The sequence below is a fragment of the Bradyrhizobium centrosematis genome (assembly GCF_045571495.1).
In the GTDB taxonomy this organism is placed as follows: domain Bacteria; phylum Pseudomonadota; class Alphaproteobacteria; order Rhizobiales; family Xanthobacteraceae; genus Bradyrhizobium; species Bradyrhizobium centrosematis.
Map to the genome: position 1 here is coordinate 6,912,456 of NZ_CP120703.1, position 18,151 is coordinate 6,930,606.

General features: G+C 64.5%; 13 protein-coding genes. 4 read left to right on the forward strand and 9 right to left on the reverse strand.

Annotated elements, in window-relative coordinates:
- Window positions 1-2: 2 nt before the first annotated feature.
- The 3 genes from P6U31_RS32610 to P6U31_RS32620 all read right to left on the reverse strand — a co-directional run bounded on the left by P6U31_RS32610 (window position 3) and on the right by P6U31_RS32620 (window position 4,573).
- Window positions 3-1,889 carry an extracellular solute-binding protein gene (locus P6U31_RS32610; RefSeq protein WP_407185718.1) on the reverse strand — a complete coding sequence of 629 codons (1,887 nt, stop codon included), beginning with the start codon at window positions 1,887-1,889 and terminating at the stop codon, window positions 3-5.
- Window positions 1,890-1,903: 14 nt separating this feature from the next.
- Window positions 1,904-3,805 carry an extracellular solute-binding protein gene (locus P6U31_RS32615; RefSeq protein ID WP_407185719.1) on the reverse strand — a complete coding sequence of 634 codons (1,902 nt, stop codon included), beginning with the start codon at window positions 3,803-3,805 and terminating at the stop codon, window positions 1,904-1,906.
- A gap of 210 nt (window positions 3,806-4,015) precedes the next feature.
- A complete protein-coding gene (locus P6U31_RS32620; RefSeq protein ID WP_407185720.1) occupies window positions 4,016-4,573 on the reverse strand; it encodes a c-type cytochrome in 558 nt (185 codons plus the stop codon).
- Between the two features lie 218 nt (window positions 4,574-4,791).
- Between P6U31_RS32620 and P6U31_RS32625 the strand changes: the two genes are divergently transcribed.
- Both P6U31_RS32625 and P6U31_RS32630 read left to right on the forward strand, forming a co-directional pair.
- On the forward strand, window positions 4,792-5,532 hold the full coding sequence (locus P6U31_RS32625; protein ID WP_407185721.1) for a 3-deoxy-manno-octulosonate cytidylyltransferase: 741 nt from the start codon (window positions 4,792-4,794) through the stop codon (window positions 5,530-5,532).
- Between the two features lie 37 nt (window positions 5,533-5,569).
- A complete protein-coding gene (locus tag P6U31_RS32630) occupies window positions 5,570-6,427 on the forward strand; it encodes a prephenate dehydratase (RefSeq protein WP_407185722.1) in 858 nt (285 codons plus the stop codon).
- A 168-nt stretch (window positions 6,428-6,595) separates the two neighbouring features.
- Here the strand turns inward: P6U31_RS32630 and P6U31_RS32635 are convergent, their stop codons facing one another.
- Window positions 6,596-7,609: an LLM class flavin-dependent oxidoreductase gene (locus P6U31_RS32635; protein WP_407185723.1), complete on the reverse strand. Its 1,014-nt coding sequence runs from the start codon at window positions 7,607-7,609 to the stop codon at window positions 6,596-6,598.
- Between the two features lie 393 nt (window positions 7,610-8,002).
- On the opposite strand from P6U31_RS32635, the gene metF reads away from it, so the two are divergent.
- Together metF and metH are read left to right on the forward strand one after the other, a co-directional pair.
- A complete protein-coding gene (metF, locus tag P6U31_RS32640) occupies window positions 8,003-8,923 on the forward strand; it encodes a methylenetetrahydrofolate reductase [NAD(P)H] (RefSeq protein ID WP_407185724.1) in 921 nt (306 codons plus the stop codon).
- 6 nt (window positions 8,924-8,929) lie between these two features.
- Window positions 8,930-12,781, forward strand: a complete 3,852-nt coding sequence (metH, locus tag P6U31_RS32645) for a methionine synthase (protein ID WP_407185725.1) — start codon at window positions 8,930-8,932, stop codon at window positions 12,779-12,781.
- A 389-nt stretch (window positions 12,782-13,170) separates the two neighbouring features.
- On the opposite strand, the gene P6U31_RS32650 is transcribed toward metH, so the two are convergent.
- The 5 genes from P6U31_RS32650 to P6U31_RS32670 all read right to left on the reverse strand — a co-directional run bounded on the left by P6U31_RS32650 (window position 13,171) and on the right by P6U31_RS32670 (window position 18,039).
- Complete coding sequence (locus P6U31_RS32650) at window positions 13,171-13,800, reverse strand: glutathione S-transferase family protein (protein ID WP_407185726.1); 630 nt, start codon at window positions 13,798-13,800, stop codon at window positions 13,171-13,173.
- A 313-nt stretch (window positions 13,801-14,113) separates the two neighbouring features.
- Window positions 14,114-14,707 carry a GNAT family N-acetyltransferase gene (locus P6U31_RS32655; protein WP_407185727.1) on the reverse strand — a complete coding sequence of 198 codons (594 nt, stop codon included), beginning with the start codon at window positions 14,705-14,707 and terminating at the stop codon, window positions 14,114-14,116.
- Window positions 14,708-14,964: 257 nt separating this feature from the next.
- On the reverse strand, window positions 14,965-16,470 hold the full coding sequence (gene glpK, locus P6U31_RS32660; RefSeq protein WP_407185728.1) for a glycerol kinase GlpK: 1,506 nt from the start codon (window positions 16,468-16,470) through the stop codon (window positions 14,965-14,967).
- 279 nt (window positions 16,471-16,749) lie between these two features.
- A complete protein-coding gene (locus P6U31_RS32665) occupies window positions 16,750-17,157 on the reverse strand; it encodes an endonuclease domain-containing protein (RefSeq protein WP_407185729.1) in 408 nt (135 codons plus the stop codon).
- 108 nt (window positions 17,158-17,265) lie between these two features.
- Window positions 17,266-18,039, reverse strand: coding sequence for an SDR family NAD(P)-dependent oxidoreductase (locus tag P6U31_RS32670; RefSeq protein WP_407185730.1), 774 nt, complete (start codon window positions 18,037-18,039; stop codon window positions 17,266-17,268).
- Window positions 18,040-18,151 lie beyond the last annotated feature (112 nt).

An 18,151-nucleotide genomic window follows, 5' to 3' on the forward strand; every position in this document is an offset into this window, starting at 1 on the left:
GGCTACTTCGCCTGCTCGAGCTTGGCCGCCTTGGTCGGCTCATGCCACCAGATGTCGGGTGCGCCGACGCCGTTGGCATAACGCGGCAGCCTCGGTGGATGGCCGAACTGATCCCAATAAGCGAGCCGGTGCGTCTTGTTGTACCATTGCGGCACCCAATAGCGGCCGGCACGGAACAGGCGGTCGAAGGCACGGCAGGCGACGGTCAGTTCCTCACGGCTGTCGGCCGCCATGATCTTCTCGATCATGGCGTCGATCGCGGGGCTGGCGACGCCGGCGAGGTTGTAGGAGCCCTTGGTGTTGGCGACCTGCGACGAGAAGAACGCGCGCATGGCATCGCCCGGCGTTGCCGACATGCTGAAGCGCTGGATCGTCATGTCGAAGTCGAACTCTTCCTGGCGCGCCTTGTGCTGCACGGCGTCGACGAGACGCACACCGGCCTCTATGCCGAGCGTCGCGAGATTCTTGATGTAGGGCGCATGATGCGGCTGGAACGAGGGTTCATCCAGCAGGAACTCGATCCTGAATGGCTCGCCGTTCGGCAGCACCCGCTTGCCGTCCTTGATCGGCACGCCGGCCTCGTTCAGCAACTGCTGTGCCTTGCGGAGCAGGCTGCGATCCTGTCCGGAGCCGTCCGAGACCGGAGGCGTGAACGGCGCGGCGAAAACGTCTTCCGGAACTTGGCCACGAAACGGCTCCAGCAGCTTCAGCTCCTCCGGCGAAGGCGGCGCGTTGACCGCCATGAGATCCGAATTCTGGAACGGCGACACGGTACGGGCATAGGCGCCGTACATGATGGTCTTGTTGGTCCATTCGAAATCGAAGGCGTCGATCAGGGCCTCGCGCACGCGCGGATCCCTGAATTTCTCGCGTCGCGTGTTGATGAACCAGCCCTGTGCGCCGGAGGGCGTATCGTCGGGCACGACCTCCATCTTGACAAGGCCGTCCTTCGCGGCAGGGAAGTCATAGCGCGTCGCCCAGATGCGCGAGGTGAACTCCTCGCGGTAAAGATAGCTCTTGCCGGTGAACCCCTCGAAGGCGACATCGCGGTCGCGATAGAATTCATAGCGCACGACGTCGAAATTGTAGCTGCCGCGGCACGGCGGCAGATCGGCAGCCCACCAGTCCTTGACCCGCTCGAACTCGATGTAGCGATTGACCTCGAACCTGCCGACCTTGTACGGACCCGAGCCCAGCGGAATCTCCAGAGACGATTCGTCGAACGGGCGGGACGCGTAATAGGCTTTCGAGAAGATCGGCAGGCCCGCGACATAGAGCGGCACGTCGCGTGCGCGTCCCTTGGCGAAGGTGACGACGAGCGTCGCATCGTCGATCGCTTCCGCGCTGACCATGTCGCGCATCTGCACGATGATCAGCGGGTGGCCCTTGGTCTTCAGCGACATCAGCGAAAACGCAGCATCGTGAGCGGTGAGCTTCGTGCCATCGTGGAATTTCGCCTCGGGCCGCATCGTGAAGCGATAGACCAGCCTGTCCGGCGAGATCCGCACCGATTTGGCGGCAAGCCCGTACATCGCATCGGGCTCGTCGTTCGCCCGCACCATCAGCGGCGAGAACGTCATGTCCATGCCTTGCGCGCCATCGCCCTTCAGGATGAAGGCATTGAGCGAATTGAACGTCTGGTAGGACTGGTTATAGGCACGCACGGACGGGATCAGGGAGAAGGTGCCTCCCTTCGGGGCGTCGAGATTGACATAGTCGAAATGATGGAAGTCGGCGGGATATTTGAGATCGCCGAAGGCCGAGATGCCGTGTGCCTCGGCCCCCGCTTCCGATGCTCGCGCACCACGCAACGGCTTCGTGCCCAGCGACGCCCCGAGGGCGCCGCCAACACCGAGGGCCAACACATGGCGGCGTGACATCTGCGTCATGCGGGACATGTCCTTCACGACTTCTTTGCGATCCGCGCCGCCTTGTCTGTGTCGTACCACCAGATGAAGGGGAAGCCGGACTGACCGTATCGGGGCAATTCCGCCGGCCGGCCGAAGCGATCCCAGCGTGCCGTGCGCACCTTGTTATAGGTCCATTGCGGCACGACGTAGTGATTCCACAGCAGCACGCGGTCGAGCGCCTTGGTGGCTGCGACGAGATCGTCGCGATCCCTGGCGTAGATGACCCGCTCGATCAGCTTGTCGATCGCCGGATTCTTGATGCCGGCGATATTGCGCGAACCGGCGATGTCGGCCGACTTGGACGACCAGAACTCGCGCTGCTCGTTGCCCGGCGACTGCGACTCGCCCCATGAATTGGTGACGATGTCGAAATCCCACTCGCGCGTCCTGTTCTCGTACTGGGTCGGGTCGACCGTCCGCACGCTGACGGCAATGCCGAGCCGTTCCAGCGACGGCTTGTAGAACAGCGTGATCCGCTCAAAGCTCGGATCCGAGTTCAGCAACTCCAGGGAGAACTGGGCGCCGGTCTTGACGTCGATCAGCTTGCGGTCGCGCACCTCATAACCGGCCTCCTTGAACAGGCGCAGCGCCTCGCGAAGATTGTCGCGCACAGCCTCCGGACTGCCGCCGACCGGATTGGTGTAGGCCGTGGTGAAGACTTCGGGCGGGACCTGGGCGCGAACGGTCTCGAGAATCTCGAGCTCCTTGCCCTGCGGCAGGCCGGTCGCCATCAGCTCGTCGATGCCGTCGAAATAGCTGCTGATGCGCTTGTACTGACCGAAGAAAATCTGCTTGTTCATCTCCTCGAAGTCGAAGGCGTAGTTGAGCGCGCGACGCACGCGGGGATCGCTGAACTTGGCGCGGCGCAGGTTCGGCACGAAGGCCTGCATCACGCCCGAGCTGCGATTGGCGAATTCCTCGAGGATCACGCGCTTTTCGCTCACGGCCGGAAAATCGTAGGCCGTCGCCCAGTTCTTCGCGCTGTTCTCCGTGCGCCAGTCGACCTGGTCGGCCTTGAAAGCCTCGATCGCCACGGTCGCGTCGCGGAAATATTCGTAGCGCAGCTCGTCGAAATTGTTGCGGCCGACATTGGCCGGCAGGTCGCGTCCCCAATAGTCCTTGACGCGCTCCAGCGCGATCGACCGTCCTGCAACGAAATCCTTGATCTTGTAGGGACCAGACCCGAGCGGCACTTCAAGCGTGGTGGTGGACACATCGCGCTTGCGGCCCTGCGCATCGGTCCCCTCCCACCAATGCTTCGGCAGCACGATGAGCTGCCCGACGATCTGCGGCAGCTCGCGATTGCCCGGCGCGTCGAACACGAACTTCACCTCGCGCTCGCCGACCTTCTCGGCCTTCACCACATGGCTGTAATAGGCCGAGTACATCGGGTGGTGCTTCTTGAAGGAATCGAGCGAGAAGATCACGTCATCGGGAGTGACCGGCTTGCCGTCGTGCCATTTGGCTTCGGGCCGCAAGCGGTAGGTGACGAAGGAGAAATCGTCCGGATGGCTGACGGCCTCGGCCAGCGCGCCATATTCGGTCGAGACCTCGTCGAGCGAGGGCGTCGTGAGGGATTCGTAGATGAATGCGACCGCGCCGGCGACCTGCCCCTTCACGCCCGACACCACGATGTTGAAGTTGTCGAAGGTGCCGACGGCGATCTGGCGGGCGACGCCGCCCTTGGGGGCTTCCGGATTGACGTAGTCGAAGCGCTTGAAATCGGCGGGGTACTTGACCTTCCCGAACAGCGACAGCGCATGGCGCCAAGCCGGCTCACTGGCAGATTGCGCCTGCGTTGAGCCGATGGCGGGAACGCCCGCCACGGAACCGAGGACGGGAAGCGCTGCGGCCGCAGTGCCGGTGAGCAGGAGATCGCGTCGGGTAATGGCCAAATCAACATCCCTGTCTTGAAGGAGGCTACTCCTTTAAGTTCCCAATATAGGCGAGGTTTCGACCGAGTATGTTGCTTTTTCCTCATCTTGGAAGGCCGGACGGCTCGTCAGATGCGGCCAAACGCCCCGATAACGTCATCGCGAGGCCCGGATATGGAAACGGCCAGGCTTCTCAGCCTGGCCGCATATTCCAAGACAGATTCTTGAGGCCTACTTCGACGCCGTCGGCAGCGGCTGCGGATGCTCCGACAGCGAGTTCAGGTAGGCAATGACGTCGGCTCGCTCGGAATCCTTCGGAATACCGGCGAAGCCCATCGCGGTACCCGGGATGAAGCCCTTCGGGTTGGCGATGAACTTGTTGAGATCGTCGAAAGTCCAGGTGCCGCCCTTGGACTTCATGGCAGCAGAGAAGTTGAAGCCATTACGGCCCTCGCCCTTATTCTCGCCGACCACGCCGTAGAGGTTCGGACCGACGCGATTCGGGCCACCCTTTTCGAAGGTGTGGCAGGCGCCGCACTTCTTGGCGGCAGCGGCGCCCTTTTCGACGGAGGCAGTCTGGAGCAGCTTTTCGATCGGCTCGGAGGATGCAGCAGCGGCGCCGCCGCCTTCCTTGCCGTGGCCGGCATCTTCCTTCACGGCGATCTCGAAGCCCGGCTTTTCCGGCATCTTGGGCGAGAACAGCGCGCTCGCGGTGAAGCTCGTCACCAGCAGGATGAGACAGGTGCCGAGCACGGCACCGAGAATCTTGTTGAGTTCGAAAGAGTCCATTTCCGGCCAGGCCCCACACCGCAAGAAGGATTGAGCGGCCGGGCGGCCGCCAGGACGAGCCTCGGGAGAATCAAACGTTCCTTATTGTTTCCCCGAGTTTTGCCATTGAGATATCGGTTTGCCCGGGGTCTGGCAACCCGTATAAGCGACCCCGCTTCAGGCTCGTCCCCATCCCATTTCCCGGTGCGGAAAACGCTCCGTTTTCAGGCCCTTGACCGATGATCGATCCCCGCATCCTGGTGCTGATCCCAGCCCGCATGGCCGCCACCCGCCTGCCCGGCAAGCCGCTCGCCGATATCGCGGGCCTGCCCATGATCGTGCATGTGCTGCGTCGCGCCGAGGCCGCTGCCATCGGCCGGGTCGCCGTCGCGACCGACACGCCGGAGATCGCGTCCGTCGTCACCGCCCATGGCGGCGAGGCCGTGATGACCCGCGCCGACCACCCCTCCGGCTCGGACCGCATCCACGAGGCCATGCAGAAGCTCGACCCGGAGGGCAAGGCCGAAATCGTGATCAATCTCCAGGGCGATTTCCCGACCATCACGCCGCAGACCATCCGCGAGGTGCTGCCGCCCTTCGACGAGCCGGCGGTCGACATCGTGACGCTGGCCTCGCAGATCCACACCGAGGAGGAGGACCTCGCCCCCAGCGTGGTAAAGGCCATCGGCTCGCCGATCGGGCCACGGCGCCTGCGGGCGCTGTATTTTACCCGCGCCACAGCCCCTTACGGCAACGGACCGCGGTATCACCATATCGGCCTCTACGCTTACCGCCGCGCGGCGCTGGAGCGGTTCGTGTCGCTGCCGCCCTCGCCCCTGGAACGCCAGGAAAGCCTGGAGCAGCTTCGAGCGGTAGAAGCCGGCATGCGAATCGACATCATGATCGTCGACAGCGTGCCTCGCGGCGTCGACACGCCGCCCGATCTCGAAACCGCGCGCAGCATCCTTTCCAAATCCTGAGCGGCTGCTACAAGGCGCCGCAGGAGCACTTCAAGATATGAGCAAGCTGAAAATCGCGTTCCAGGGCGAGCCCGGCGCCAATTCACATATCGCCATCGTCGAGGCCTATCCCGATGCCGAGCCGATGCCCTGCGCCACCTTCGAGGACGCGCTATCGGCGATCTCGTCGGGCGAGGCCGACCTCGGCATGATCCCGATCGAGAACTCGGTCGCCGGCCGCGTCGCCGATATTCATCATCTGCTGCCGGCCTCTGGACTCTTCATCATCGGCGAATGGTTCCTCCCCGTTCGGCATCAATTGATGGCGGTAAAGGGGACCAAGCTCGAAGACATCAAGAGCGTCGAGAGCCATGTCCACGCCCTCGGCCAGTGCCGGCGCATCATTCGCAAGCTCGGCATCAAGCCGATCGTGCACGCCGATACCGCCGGCAGCGCCCGCGACATCTCCGAGCGCAAGGACAAGACCGTGGCCGCGATCGCCTCGCGCCTTGCCGCCAAGATCTACGGCCTCGACATCCTCGCCGAGGACATCGAGGACGAGGCCCACAACACCACGCGCTTCGTGGTGCTGGCGCGCGAGCCGAAATGGGCCGCGCAGGGCTCCGGCCGGCTGGTCACGACGTTCGTTTTCCGGGTGCGCAATTTGCCGGCCGCGCTCTACAAGGCGCTCGGCGGCTTCGCCACCAACGGCGTCAACATGACCAAGCTCGAGAGCTACATGGTCGACGGCAATTTCTTCGCCACGCAGTTCTATGCCGATGTCGACGGACACCCCGAGGACAAGGGCCTCGCTTTCGCGATCGAGGAGCTGAAATTCTTCTCGCGCGAATTCCGCATCGTCGGCGTCTATCCCGGCCATCCGTTCCGCGCGACGTTCAGCGAAGCGCAGGATTGATTTGCCACCCTCCCCTGGAGGGGGAGGGTCGGCTCACATTGAGCGTAGCGAGATGTGAGACGGGGTGGGGTGACGGTCTCTCCACCTTGCACACTGCCCGTGCGGAGAGATCACCCCACCCCGTTCGCGCTACGCGCGATCGACCCTCCCCCTCCAGGGGAGGGTAAGCTACCCCCGCGCTCTGAGCCCGAACGCCTCCGCCAGCAGGGAATACGACTTCTTTCGCGCCGCGTGGTCATACACCGCCGTGATCACCATCAGCTCGTCCGGCTTGCTCGCGTAGATCAGCGGCTGCAGCTTCCTCTGCACCGTCGCGGGGCTGCCAACGAACAGGCGGGAGCGGTTGCGCAGGATCGAGATGCGCTCGGCATCCGTATACGGATAGGCCAGCGCCTCCTCGACGCTGGGCAGCGGCAGATATTGACCGCGGTCCCGGCGTAGCCGGTTGAGGTCGAACGAGCTGGCGAGCCGTTCGGCCTCCTCATCGGTATCCGCGGTGATGACGGCGACCGCCAGGATGGCATGCGGGTTGGCGCGCCACGCCGAGGGCTGGAAGCGGTTGCGGTAATGCACCATCGCGTCGACAGCATCGTGGGATGCGAAATGATGGGCGAACGCGAAGCCCATGCCGACCTGCGCGGCCAGCTCCGAGGAATAGTCACTGGAGCCGAGCAGCCAGATCGGCGGCAGCCTGGTGTCGTCAGGCATGGCGACGACGTTGTTGTAGGGGTGCCCCGCGGGGAATTCGCGCGTCTCCCACAGGATCAATTCGTGCAGCCGCTCCAGGAAATCGTCGCCCTCGCGGCGGTCGAGTCGGCTGCGCAGCGCATACGCCGTGGCGCCGTCGGTGCCGGGGGCACGGCCGAGACCGAGATCGATCCGGCCCGGAAACAGGGCCTCCAGCATCTTGAAGCGCTCGGCCACGACCAGCGGCGCATGGTTGGGCAGCATCACCCCACCAGAGCCAACGCGGATATGCTGCGTCACCGCAGCGATCTGGCCGATCATGACGTCGGGCGCAGGACTTGCGACGGAAGCGAGGTTGTGGTGTTCGGCGAGCCAGTAGCGGACGTAGCCGAGCCCGTCGACATGGCGCGCGAGGTCAATGCTGTTGCGCAGCGCCGCGGCGGGCTTGGTGCCTGATGTGACGACGGAGAGGTCGAGGACGGAGAGCGGGATCATGGCGGCGTACCGTAATGGAGCGCCGCGCGGCGACAATGGGTCAGCTACGCAGGCCTGACGTGTGCAGGCCGAGAGCTGACGCGGCTGGCCGAAGCGAGGCGTTGGGCTGATTAACGTCTAAATGACGATCATCTCGTCCTGCCCACCCGTCAGAATCTCTATGGCTCGATCCTATCTTCCCTTTAATTCATTGATATATATAATTCTTATTAGAGTACCAACTTCCCACCAAACTCTACGCTTGGTCAATAACTTCAAGCAAAATGCCGTAAGTGGGCCATTTCCCATCTCCGATGGGCTGTCGATCGACCAGGCTTTGGCTTATCTTGGGCTCCAAGCGAGGCCTGACCGTCGGCCGCTGAAACTGGCGACAAATCTGGAGTGAGTGGTGCCATGACCGATCTGACGACCCCTGCCCGGGCCGACGGGCAAGACGGGCACCTGAAGCCGCCTGCGATCTCCTTCGAGTTCTTTCCGCCGAAGACGGAAGATATGGAGCGCAATCTCTGGGAGACCATCAACCGGCTCGCCCCGCTCGACCCGAAATTCGTCTCGGTGACCTACGGCGCCGGCGGCTCGACCCGTGAACGCACCCACGCGACCATCGCCCGGATCCTGAAAGAGACCGCGCTGCTGCCGGCGGCGCATCTGACCTGCGTCGGCGCCTCGCGCGGCGAGATCGACGAGATCGTCGATCGCTATCACGAGGTCGGCGTCCGCCACATCGTGGCCCTGCGCGGCGATCCTGCCGGCGGCATCGGCACGCCCTATGCCAGCCACCCCGACGGCTACCAGAGCTCCGCGGATCTCGTCGCAGGGATCAAGAAGCGGCATGCGGATATCGAAGTCTCCGTCTCGGCCTATCCGGAGAAGCACCCCGAATCGCGCGACTTCGATGCCGATATCGACACGCTCAAGGCCAAGGTCGATGCAGGCGCGACGCGCGCGATCACGCAGGTATTCTTCGATAACGACCTCTACTTCCGCTATCTCGATCGCGTCCGCGCGCGCGGGATCAGCATCCCGATCGTGCCGGGCATCATGCCCATGCACAATTTCAAGCAGGCGCGCAATTTCGTCACCCGGAACGGCACCTCCGTGCCCGACTGGCTCGCCGCGAAGTTCGAGGGCCTCGATGACGATGCCGAAACGCGCAAGCTTGTGGCCGCAACGGTTGCGGCCGGCCAGGTGCAGAAGCTCGCCAAGCACGGCGTCGATACCTTCCATTTCTACACCATGAACCGCGCCGATCTCGTGTTCGCGATCAGCCATTTGCTCGGGATTCGCGCCAAGAGCGCGCAGAAGGCGGCGTAACAGACAATGACCGTGACCATCTCTCCGAAGCGAACTGCCCTGCTCAACGCCGCGCGCGAGCGCATCCTGGTGCTCGACGGCGCCATGGGCACGATGATCCAGAACCTGCAGTTCGACGAGAAGGCCTTCCGCGGCGAGCGCTTCAAGGACTTCCATCGCGACCTGCGCGGCAACAACGACCTCTTGATCCTGACCCAGCCCCAGGCGATCGAGGACATCCACGCCGCCTATTTGCGCGCCGGCGCCGACATCGTCGCGACCAACACCTTCTCCACCACCTCGATCGCGCAGGCCGATTACGACCTCACCGACATCGTCTACGAGATGGCGCGCGAAGGCGCCCGCCTCGCCGGCAATGCCGCACGGCGCGTCGAGGCCGAGGACGGCAAGCCGCGCTTCGTCGCGGGTGCGATCGGTCCCACCAACCGCACCGCCTCGATCTCGCCGGATGTTTCCAACCCCGGCTATCGCGCCGTCACCTTCGACGATTTGCGCAAATCCTATGGCGAGCAGATCCGGGGCCTGATCGACGGCGGAGTCGACCTGCTCCTGGTCGAGACCATCTTCGACACGCTGAACGCCAAGGCGGCGCTCTATGCGATCGCCGAGATCACCGAAGAGCGCGGCATCGACATGCCGGTGATGGTGTCGGGCACCATCACTGACAAGTCCGGCCGCCTGCTCTCGGGCCAGATGCCGGAAGCGTTCTGGAATTCGGTGCGGCACGCCAAGCCGATCACCATCGGCTTCAACTGCGCGCTCGGCGCCGAAGACCTTCGCGCGCATATCGCCGACATCGGCCGCGTCGCCGACACGCTGGTGTGTGCCTATCCGAATGCCGGCCTGCCGAACGAGTTCGGCCAGTATGACGAGAGCCCGGACTACATGGCGCGGCTGATCGGCGAGTTCGCGCGCTACGGCCTCGTGAACATCGTCGGCGGCTGCTGCGGCACCACGCCGGAGCATATCGCGGCGATCGCCGCCGCTGTTGCCCCGCACAAGCCGCGCGTCGTGCCGGAGATCACCCCGCGTCTGCGGCTTTCCGGCCTCGAGCCGTTCGTGCTGACGGACGCGATTCCCTTCGTCAATGTCGGCGAGCGCACCAACGTCACCGGGTCGGCCCGCTTCCGCAAGCTGATCACCGCCGGCGACTACACCGCCGCGCTCCAGGTCGCGCGCGACCAGGTCGAGAACGGGGCTCAGATCATCGACGTCAACATGGACGAGGGCCTGCTCGATTCCGAAGCGGCGATGGTGACCTTCCTCAACCTTCTCGCCGCCGAGCCCGACATCGCCCGCGTGCCGGTCATGGTCGATTCATCGAAATTCTCGGTGATCGAGGCCGGCCTGAAATGCGTGCAGGGCAAGCCGGTCGTCAATTCGATCTCGATGAAGGAAGGCGAGGAGAAGTTCATCCTTGAAGCCAGGATCGCCCGCCGCCACGGCGCGGCCGTGGTGGTGATGGCCTTCGACGAGGTCGGTCAGGCTGATACGTTCGCGCGCAAGACCGAGATCTGCAAGCGCGCCTACGACATCCTGGTGAACAAGGTCGGCTTCCCGCCGGAAGACATCATCTTCGATCCCAACATCTTTGCGATCGCGACCGGCATCGAGGAGCACAACAATTACGGCGTCGACTTCATCGAGGCGACGCGCTGGATTCGCCAGAACCTGCCGGGCGCCCATGTCTCGGGCGGCGTCTCCAATCTGTCGTTCTCGTTCCGCGGCAACGAGCCGGTGCGCGAGGCCATGCATTCGGTGTTCCTGTATCACGCCATCAAGGCCGGCATGGACATGGGCATCGTCAATGCCGGACAGATGATCGTCTATGACGACATCGATCCTGAGCTGCGGCAAGTGTGCGAGGACGTGGTTCTCAACCGCGACCCGGGTGCGTCCGAACGGCTGCTGGCGCTGGCGGAGAAATTCCGCGGCAAGAAGACCGAAAGCAAGGAAGCCGACCTCGCCTGGCGCGAATGGTCGGTGGAGAAGCGGCTGTCGCATTCGCTGGTGCATGGAATCACCGAATTCATCGAGCAGGATACCGAGGAGGCCCGCAAGAGCTCCTCGCGCCCGCTCGACGTGATCGAGGGCCCGCTGATGGCGGGCATGAACGTGGTCGGCGACCTCTTCGGCGACGGCAAGATGTTTTTGCCGCAGGTGGTGAAGTCCGCCCGCGTCATGAAGCAGGCGGTTGCTTACCTCATGCCGTTCATGGAGGAGGAGAAGGCGCGTAACCTTGCGAGCGGCATCGGCACCGAGGCCTCCTCGTCCGCCGGCAAGATCGTGCTCGCGACGGTGAAGGGCGACGTCCACGACATCGGCAAGAACATCGTCGGCATCGTGCTCCAGTGCAACAATTTCGAGGTCATCGACCTCGGCGTGATGGTGCCGGCCGCCAAGATCGTCGAGACCGTGAAGGCCGAGAAGGCCGACATCGTCGGGTTGTCAGGCCTGATCACGCCCTCGCTCGACGAGATGGCGTTCTTCGCCGGTGAATTGCAGCGCGAGGGCCTGAAGCTGCCGCTTCTGATCGGCGGCGCCACCACGAGCCGCGTGCACACGGCGGTCAAGATCGACCCGAGCTACCGCGCCGGTCCCGTCGTGCATGTCAACGACGCCAGCCGCGCCGTCGGCGTTGCCTCCGCGCTGCTCTCGCCCGAGAAGCGCGAGGCCTATGCCGCCGAGGTCCGCTCCGAATACGCCAAGATCTCGGAGGCGCATCTCCGCGCGCAGGCCGACAAGAGGCGGCTGAAGCTCGCTGACGCCCGCGCCAACCGCGTGCCGGTCGACTTTGCCGCGAACAAGCCGGTGAAGCCGACCTTCCTCGGCATCAAGAGCTTTGACGAATATGACCTCGCCGAGCTGGTGCCTTATATCGACTGGACGCCGTTCTTCCAGACCTGGGAGCTCGCCGGCCGCTTCCCCGCCATCCTCGACGACGCCAAGGTCGGCGAGGTCGCGCGCTCGCTCTATGACGATGCGCGCAAGATGCTCGATACCATCGTCAAGGAAAAATGGTTCCGGGCGCGCGCGACGATCGGCTTCTGGCCGGCCAATGCGCAAGGCGACGACATCGTGCTCTATGCCGACGAGAGCCGCACCAAGAGCATCGCGACGCTGCACACGCTGCGCCAGCAACTCGAGAAGCGCGAGGGCCGCTTCAACGCCGCGCTCGCCGACTTCATCGCGCCCGTGGGCGTGCCGGACTATATCGGCGGCTTTGTCGTTACCGCGGGGATCGGCGAGGACGCAGTCGCCGACCGCTTCAGAAAAGCCAATGACGATTACTCCTCGATCCTGTGCAAGGCGCTGGCCGACCGCCTCGCCGAAGCCTTCGCCGAACGCATGCACGCCCGCGTGCGCCGCGAGTTCTGGGCCTATGCACCGGACGAGGCGCTCACCAACGAGGAGCTGATCCTGGAGAAATACTCTGGCATCCGGCCTGCGCCCGGCTATCCCGCCCAGCCCGACCACACCGAGAAGGCGACGCTGTTCGAGCTGCTCGATGCGGAGGCCACGGCCGGCGTGAAGCTGACCGAGAGCTTCGCGATGTGGCCAGGCAGCAGCGTGTCCGGGCTCTATTTCGCGAACCCCGCGAGCTATTATTTCGGCGTCGGAAAGATCGAGCGCGACCAGGTCGAGGACTACGCCGCACGCAAGGGCATGACGGTAGCGGAAGCCGAGCGCTGGCTGGCGCCGGTGCTGAACTACATCCCGTCGCAGCAAGCGAGCGACAAGGCCTTTGCGGCAACGCCGGCGAACGACGAGACCTCGAAGGATCTCGCCTCGCATCCGCCGGGCTGCACCTGCGCGGTGCACCTCGTCTGGCAGAAGAAGCGCGCGGGAGCGGGATAGGCGCCAAAGACAAAAACGCGAAAACAACCCCATGCACAGTAGCGATGGGGTTGAAAAGGTTGAACAATTTTCGGTGCTGCCGAGGACGCGTTTGCGGCGTCGGGCAAAACAGGGGTAGGATTGCATCATCGGCTGGTGTGCGCGGTGTCGGAAAGCCGGCGGATGGTCCGGTAGTTCTCGCAGGCGCACGATGCCCATCCTCCCCTGGAGGGGGAGGATCGGTTCGCATGCAGCGCAGCGGCATGCGAACCGAGGTGGGGTGAAGCCACGAATGAGATCGCTGTGAGAGCCTCGGGACTGAGAAGCAGCGAGATCGCGGATGGTGTGTCACCCCACCCCGCTCGCGCTGCGCGCGATCGACCCTCCCCCTCCAGGGGAGGGTGACGGCCTTACCCCTTCGGCGGGGCCAGCGGCTGCACGATTTCCTGGAACGGGGCCAGCGCCTCGCAGTGCTCGGCATGTGCCGCGAGGGCCGGATAGCGCGAGGCATCGAACAGGTCGGGATGCGCTTCGCGGGTGAAGCGGACGACGCAGGCGAGGGCGACGTCGGCATGGCCGATGCGGTCACCCAGCCAATACGGCGTCGTCACCCCAGCGCGCTCGGCCTCCAGCACCTTCAGCACGTCCGCAATCTGCGCCTGGCAGCGCTCGACCCACAGCGCGAGCTGCTCCTTCCGCAGCACGCGCTCGTAGAGCAGGCTCACCGCCTTGTCGCCGAGGCCGGAGGCGAGCGCGCAGATGCGCAAATGCCTGCGCCGCTCGGTGCCGCTGCGCGGCAGCATTGCCTTGTCCGCGCCGACGCGCTCGTCGAGATAATCGAGGATGATCATGCTCTCGATCAGCGCCTCGCCGTCGTCGAGCACCAGCGTCGGCACCCGGCGCAGCGGATTGTATGGCGCGATCTTGTCGGCATCGCCGAAGGTCGACCACGGCTTGTGCTCGAAAGCGAGCCCGTAGAGCCTGAGCGCAATCGCGACGCGGCGGACGAAGGGGGAATCATATTGGCCGATCAGGAACATGGTTCTCGCTCTTCTCAATCATTGAACAAGGCAGGGCCGTCCAGTTCATCGTCAATGCGCGTCGCCTGCAACAACTATCTCGGAACAAGAGCATTGCGCGCGACGCAACAAGGCGGGATCAATGGACATTCGTCCGCGGATCATCGCGGCGTGCGGCAGGCGCGGTCATCTCCAGATCAGTGACGGCGGCGGCGATCGTTCCGTCCGGTCCGATGACAGGCTCCGCGAAGCAATCCGGAATCTATCCGCGGAGACAGTCTGGATTGCTTCGTCGCAAGGGCTCCTCGCAATGACGAGCTGAGGCAGGCGTGTTCTATTCGATGATCGGCACGTGCTTCGCCGCATCGCGCGGCGCCGTTCCGTCAAGCCGCGGGTCGTCGGCGATTTCGATCTGGCGGCGGAAGGGGCGGAAGCCGGAGCGCTGGTAGAAGGCAACGGCCGATGGATGATCCAAGGTGCAGGTGTGGACCCAGACGCGGCGGATGTCGCGTGACCACGCCATCTCCAGCGCGCGGTTCATCAGGAAGCGGGCGGCGCCGGTGCCGATCAAGGGGGTGGTGACGCCGAAATAGACCAGCTCGCATTGACCGGGCTCGCGGAAGTCGAGCTCGAGCAGGCCTTCGTCGCGGCCGCCCAGGACCAGCGCATAGACTTCGATGCCGGGCGCGTGGATGATCGCGGCGAGCTCGGCATCGCTCATTCGGGCGCGCGAGAACCACAGCCAGTCCTCGCCGACGCGGCGGAAGAGATCGCGGTACCAATCGAGCGCGGGAGCATCGACCTTGCGCAGGGTCCAGGCGCCGGGGGGATCATCGCGGCGCGCGGGAGGCGCCGTCATCTCCAGGTGGGTGACGACGGCGGCGATCTTGCCGGCGGGGACGTCGGAATAGCCGTCGGGAAGGATCATGGTTGGTTGCTCTGCTTCATCAAGGGAGGCTCCAAGGCCGGCGCTTCGCACTCCTATGTCGTCCCGGACAAGCGCGCGCAGATCCGGGATCCATAATCACAGGGCGCAGTTTGACGAAGACCGGTTGTTCGGTACGCAATCGTTCGCGTCTCGATAGATCACGCAATATGGGTCCCGGCGTTCGCCGGGACGACAGCCTGCTTGGGGATGCGCCTCATTCACGTCAGCCTTAGCAAGACAGTTTCGGCAGCCAACCCCTACTCCTCCCCCTCGTCGCTCGCCAGCACGCCCTTCACTGCCCTTGCCCAGCCCGCGAGCTTCCGCTCCCTTGTCGCCTGGCTCATGTTCGGCTTGAAGCGGTGCTCGAGGCGCCAATTGTCGGCGAATTTGGTCGGCTCGGGATAGACGCCCGCGTTGAGGCCGGCGAGGTAGGCGGCACCCAGCGCTGTGGTCTCCTGGATCACGGGGCGGTCGACCGGCGCATCCAAGAGATCGGCGAGACGCTGCATGGTCCAGTCGGAGGCGGTCATGCCGCCGTCGACGCGGAGCACGACGCTTGCGGTTTCCGAGCTCGGCCAGTCCGCGCGCATCGCGGCCCAGAGGTCGAAGGTCTGGTAGCACACGCTTTCCAGCGCGGCATGGGCGAGCTCGGCGGGACCGGTGTTGCGGGTGAGGCCGAACAGCGCGCCGCGCACGCGCGGATTCCAGTAGGGCGCGCCCATGCCGACGAATGCGGGGACGAGATAGACGCTCTGCATGGAATCGGACTGATCCGCGAGCGGGCCGGTTTCGGCGGCGTGCTTGATGATGCCGAGGCCGTCGCGCAACCATTGCACCGCACTGCCTGCGACGAAGATCGAGCCTTCGAGCGCGTAGGTGCGCTTGCCATCGAGCTGATAGGCGACGGTGGTGAGCAGCTTGTTCTTCGACACAACAGGCGTGGTGCCGGTGTTGAGCAGCGCGAAGCAGCCGGTGCCGTAGGTCGACTTCATCATGCCCGGACGGAAGCAGGCCTGGCCGATCGTGGCAGCCTGCTGGTCACCAGCGATGCCCGAAATGGCGATCGGACCGCCGAACAGGTCGGGCGTGCTCTCGCCGAAGCGGGCGGAAGAATCCTTCACCTCGGGCAGCATCGAGCGCGGCACGCCGATGATCTCCAGCAGCTCATCGTCCCACTGGCCGGTGTGAATGTTGAACAGCAGGGTGCGCGAGGCGTTGGTGGCGTCGGTGGCGTGCACCTTGCCGCCGGTGAGGCGCCAGAGCAGATAGCAATCGACGGTGCCGAACATCAATTCGCCGCGCGCGGCGCGGGCGCGCGCGCCGGGAACGTGATCGAGGATCCAGGCGACTTTCGTCCCGGAGAAATAGGGATCGATGATCAGGCCGGTCTTCTGCGAGATCACGGCCTCGCGGCCGTCGGCCTTCAATTTCGCGCAGATGTCGGCGGTGCGGCGGTCCTGCCAGACGATGGCGCGGTGCACGGCCTGGCCGGTGGCGCGGTCCCACACCACGGTGGTCTCGCGCTGGTTGGTGATGCCGATCGCGGCAATGTCCTTTGCGGTGATGCCGGCCTGCGCGATCGCCTCGCGGCAGACCATCACGGTCGAGGTCCAGATGTCCTCAGGCTCGTGCTCGACCCAGCCCGAAGCCGGAAAATGCTGCGGGAATTCCTGCTGCGCCTTGGCGGCGATGGAAATATCGCCGCGAAACACGATCGCGCGCGAAGAGGTGGTGCCCTGGTCGATGGCGAGGACGAAAGACATGGAAGTTACCTTGGCGTTTTCCCGATGGAGTCATTGTGTCGCGCCAAGAAAACGGGATTGCCGGCAAGAGGTCAAGGCGTGCACGGCCGGGCGCCTTCTTACCCTCCCCTGCAGGGGGAGGGTCGGATCACATGCAGCGAAGCGGAATGTGATCCGGGGTGGGGTGAAGGTCGCTCTGCGACGAACACTGCTCGTGGGGAGAGATCACCCCACCCCGCTCGCGCTGCGCGCGATCGACCCTCCCCCTCCAGGGGAGGGTAAGAAAGGGCGCTTCTCGATTTACGTTGACGTTTTTCGCTTGCGCCGGTGCTCAAGGTGCATGGTTTCCGCCTCGCGCGATCCATACAGCTCGACATAGATGCGTTCGAGCACGGCGGTCAGGTCGGCCTTGATCTCCGAATTCCAGAAGCGGATGACGCGGTAGCCTTCGCGTTCGAGCCAGCGTTGGCGTTCGAGATCGCGTGCGGCCGTGGCGTCTTCATTGTGGTGTCCACCGTCGAGTTCGATGACGAGGCGCTTGGCCGGCAGGAAAAAGTCGACGACATAGGGCCCGATCGGAGCTTGGCGGCGGAAGTGCGAGCCGTCCATCGGGAGGTCCTTGAGGGCACGCCACAGGATACGTTCGTGCGGCGTGGTATTCGCTCTCAGCTTCTTCGCGGCTGCGCGTCGGATTGATGTCGAGACCATTTGCGTGGCTTCACCCCACCCCGCTCACGCTGCGCGTGAGCGACCCTCCCCCTCCAGGGGAGGGTGAAGTGAAGCGCGCTCGCGGCACAATTGCAAGTAGCGCGGTGCCTACACCGCCGCTGTCGTCACACCGCCGTCGATGACGATGGTCTGGCCGGTCATGAAGCTCGAGGCGTCGGAGGCGAGGTAGGCGACGGCGCCGGCGATTTCGTCGGGTTCGCCGATACGGCGCAGCGGCGTGGTGGCGGTGCGGCGCTTGAGATTGGCTTCGTCTTCCCACAGCGCGCGGGCGAAATCGGTCTTGACCAGGCCGGGGGCGATGCAGTTGACGCGGACGCCTTTCGGTCCCCATTCGCCGGCGAGCGAGCGGCACAGCGCGAAGTCGGCGGCCTTCGAGATGCCGTAGGCGCCGATCACGGTGGAGCCGCGCAAGCCGCCGATCGAGGAGATGATGATCACCGAGCCCTTGCCGCGCTCGGCCATTTGCGGGATCGCGAGCGCGGAGAGCCAGATGTTGCTCTTGACGTTCGAGCCCATGATCTTGTCGAAGGCTTCGTCTGAAATGTCGAGCAGCGGGCCATAGTACGGATTCACCGCGGCGTTGCAGACGAGGATGTCGATCTTGCCGTAATGTTTGGTGGCGCCTGCGATCAGCGCCTCGACCTCGGCCTTGCGCGCGATGTTGCAGGGGATGACGATGGCATCGCCGCCGGACGCATTGATGCCGTCAGCGACCTCCTTGCAGGCATCCGCCTTGCGCGAGGAGACCACGACCTTGGCGCCGAGCTTGGCCAGCAGCTCGGCGGAGGAGCGACCGATGCCGCGGCTGGAGCCGGTGACCACGGCGACCTTGCCGGTGAGATCGAACGGGGTGTTTTGCATTTTTTTGGCTCCGCTGATTCAACTTGCTCCGTCATTGCGAGCGCAGCGAAGCAATCCAGGATCTTTCGGTGGAGAAAGTCTGGATTGCTTCGTCGCAAGGGCTCCTCGCAAT

Excerpts from the sequence above, each read along its gene's own strand:
- glpK (WP_407185728.1), bottom strand. The coding sequence starts at position 16,470 with ATGTCTTTCGTCCTCGCCATCGACCAGGGCACCACCTCTTCGCGCGCG.
- P6U31_RS32655 (WP_407185727.1), bottom strand. The coding sequence starts at position 14,707 with ATGATCCTTCCCGACGGCTATTCCGACGTCCCCGCCGGCAAGATCGCC.
- P6U31_RS32635 (WP_407185723.1), bottom strand. The coding sequence starts at position 7,609 with ATGATCCCGCTCTCCGTCCTCGACCTCTCCGTCGTCACATCAGGCACC.
- P6U31_RS32630 (WP_407185722.1), top strand. The coding sequence starts at position 5,570 with ATGAGCAAGCTGAAAATCGCGTTCCAGGGCGAGCCCGGCGCCAATTCA.
- P6U31_RS32670 (WP_407185730.1), bottom strand. The coding sequence starts at position 18,039 with ATGCAAAACACCCCGTTCGATCTCACCGGCAAGGTCGCCGTGGTCACC.
- P6U31_RS32625 (WP_407185721.1), top strand. The coding sequence starts at position 4,792 with ATGATCGATCCCCGCATCCTGGTGCTGATCCCAGCCCGCATGGCCGCC.
- P6U31_RS32620 (WP_407185720.1), bottom strand. The coding sequence starts at position 4,573 with ATGGACTCTTTCGAACTCAACAAGATTCTCGGTGCCGTGCTCGGCACC.
- P6U31_RS32610 (WP_407185718.1), bottom strand. The coding sequence starts at position 1,889 with ATGACGCAGATGTCACGCCGCCATGTGTTGGCCCTCGGTGTTGGCGGC.
- P6U31_RS32650 (WP_407185726.1), bottom strand. The coding sequence starts at position 13,800 with ATGTTCCTGATCGGCCAATATGATTCCCCCTTCGTCCGCCGCGTCGCG.
- metH (WP_407185725.1), top strand. The coding sequence starts at position 8,930 with ATGACCGTGACCATCTCTCCGAAGCGAACTGCCCTGCTCAACGCCGCG.
- metF (WP_407185724.1), top strand. The coding sequence starts at position 8,003 with ATGACCGATCTGACGACCCCTGCCCGGGCCGACGGGCAAGACGGGCAC.
- P6U31_RS32665 (WP_407185729.1), bottom strand. The coding sequence starts at position 17,157 with ATGGTCTCGACATCAATCCGACGCGCAGCCGCGAAGAAGCTGAGAGCG.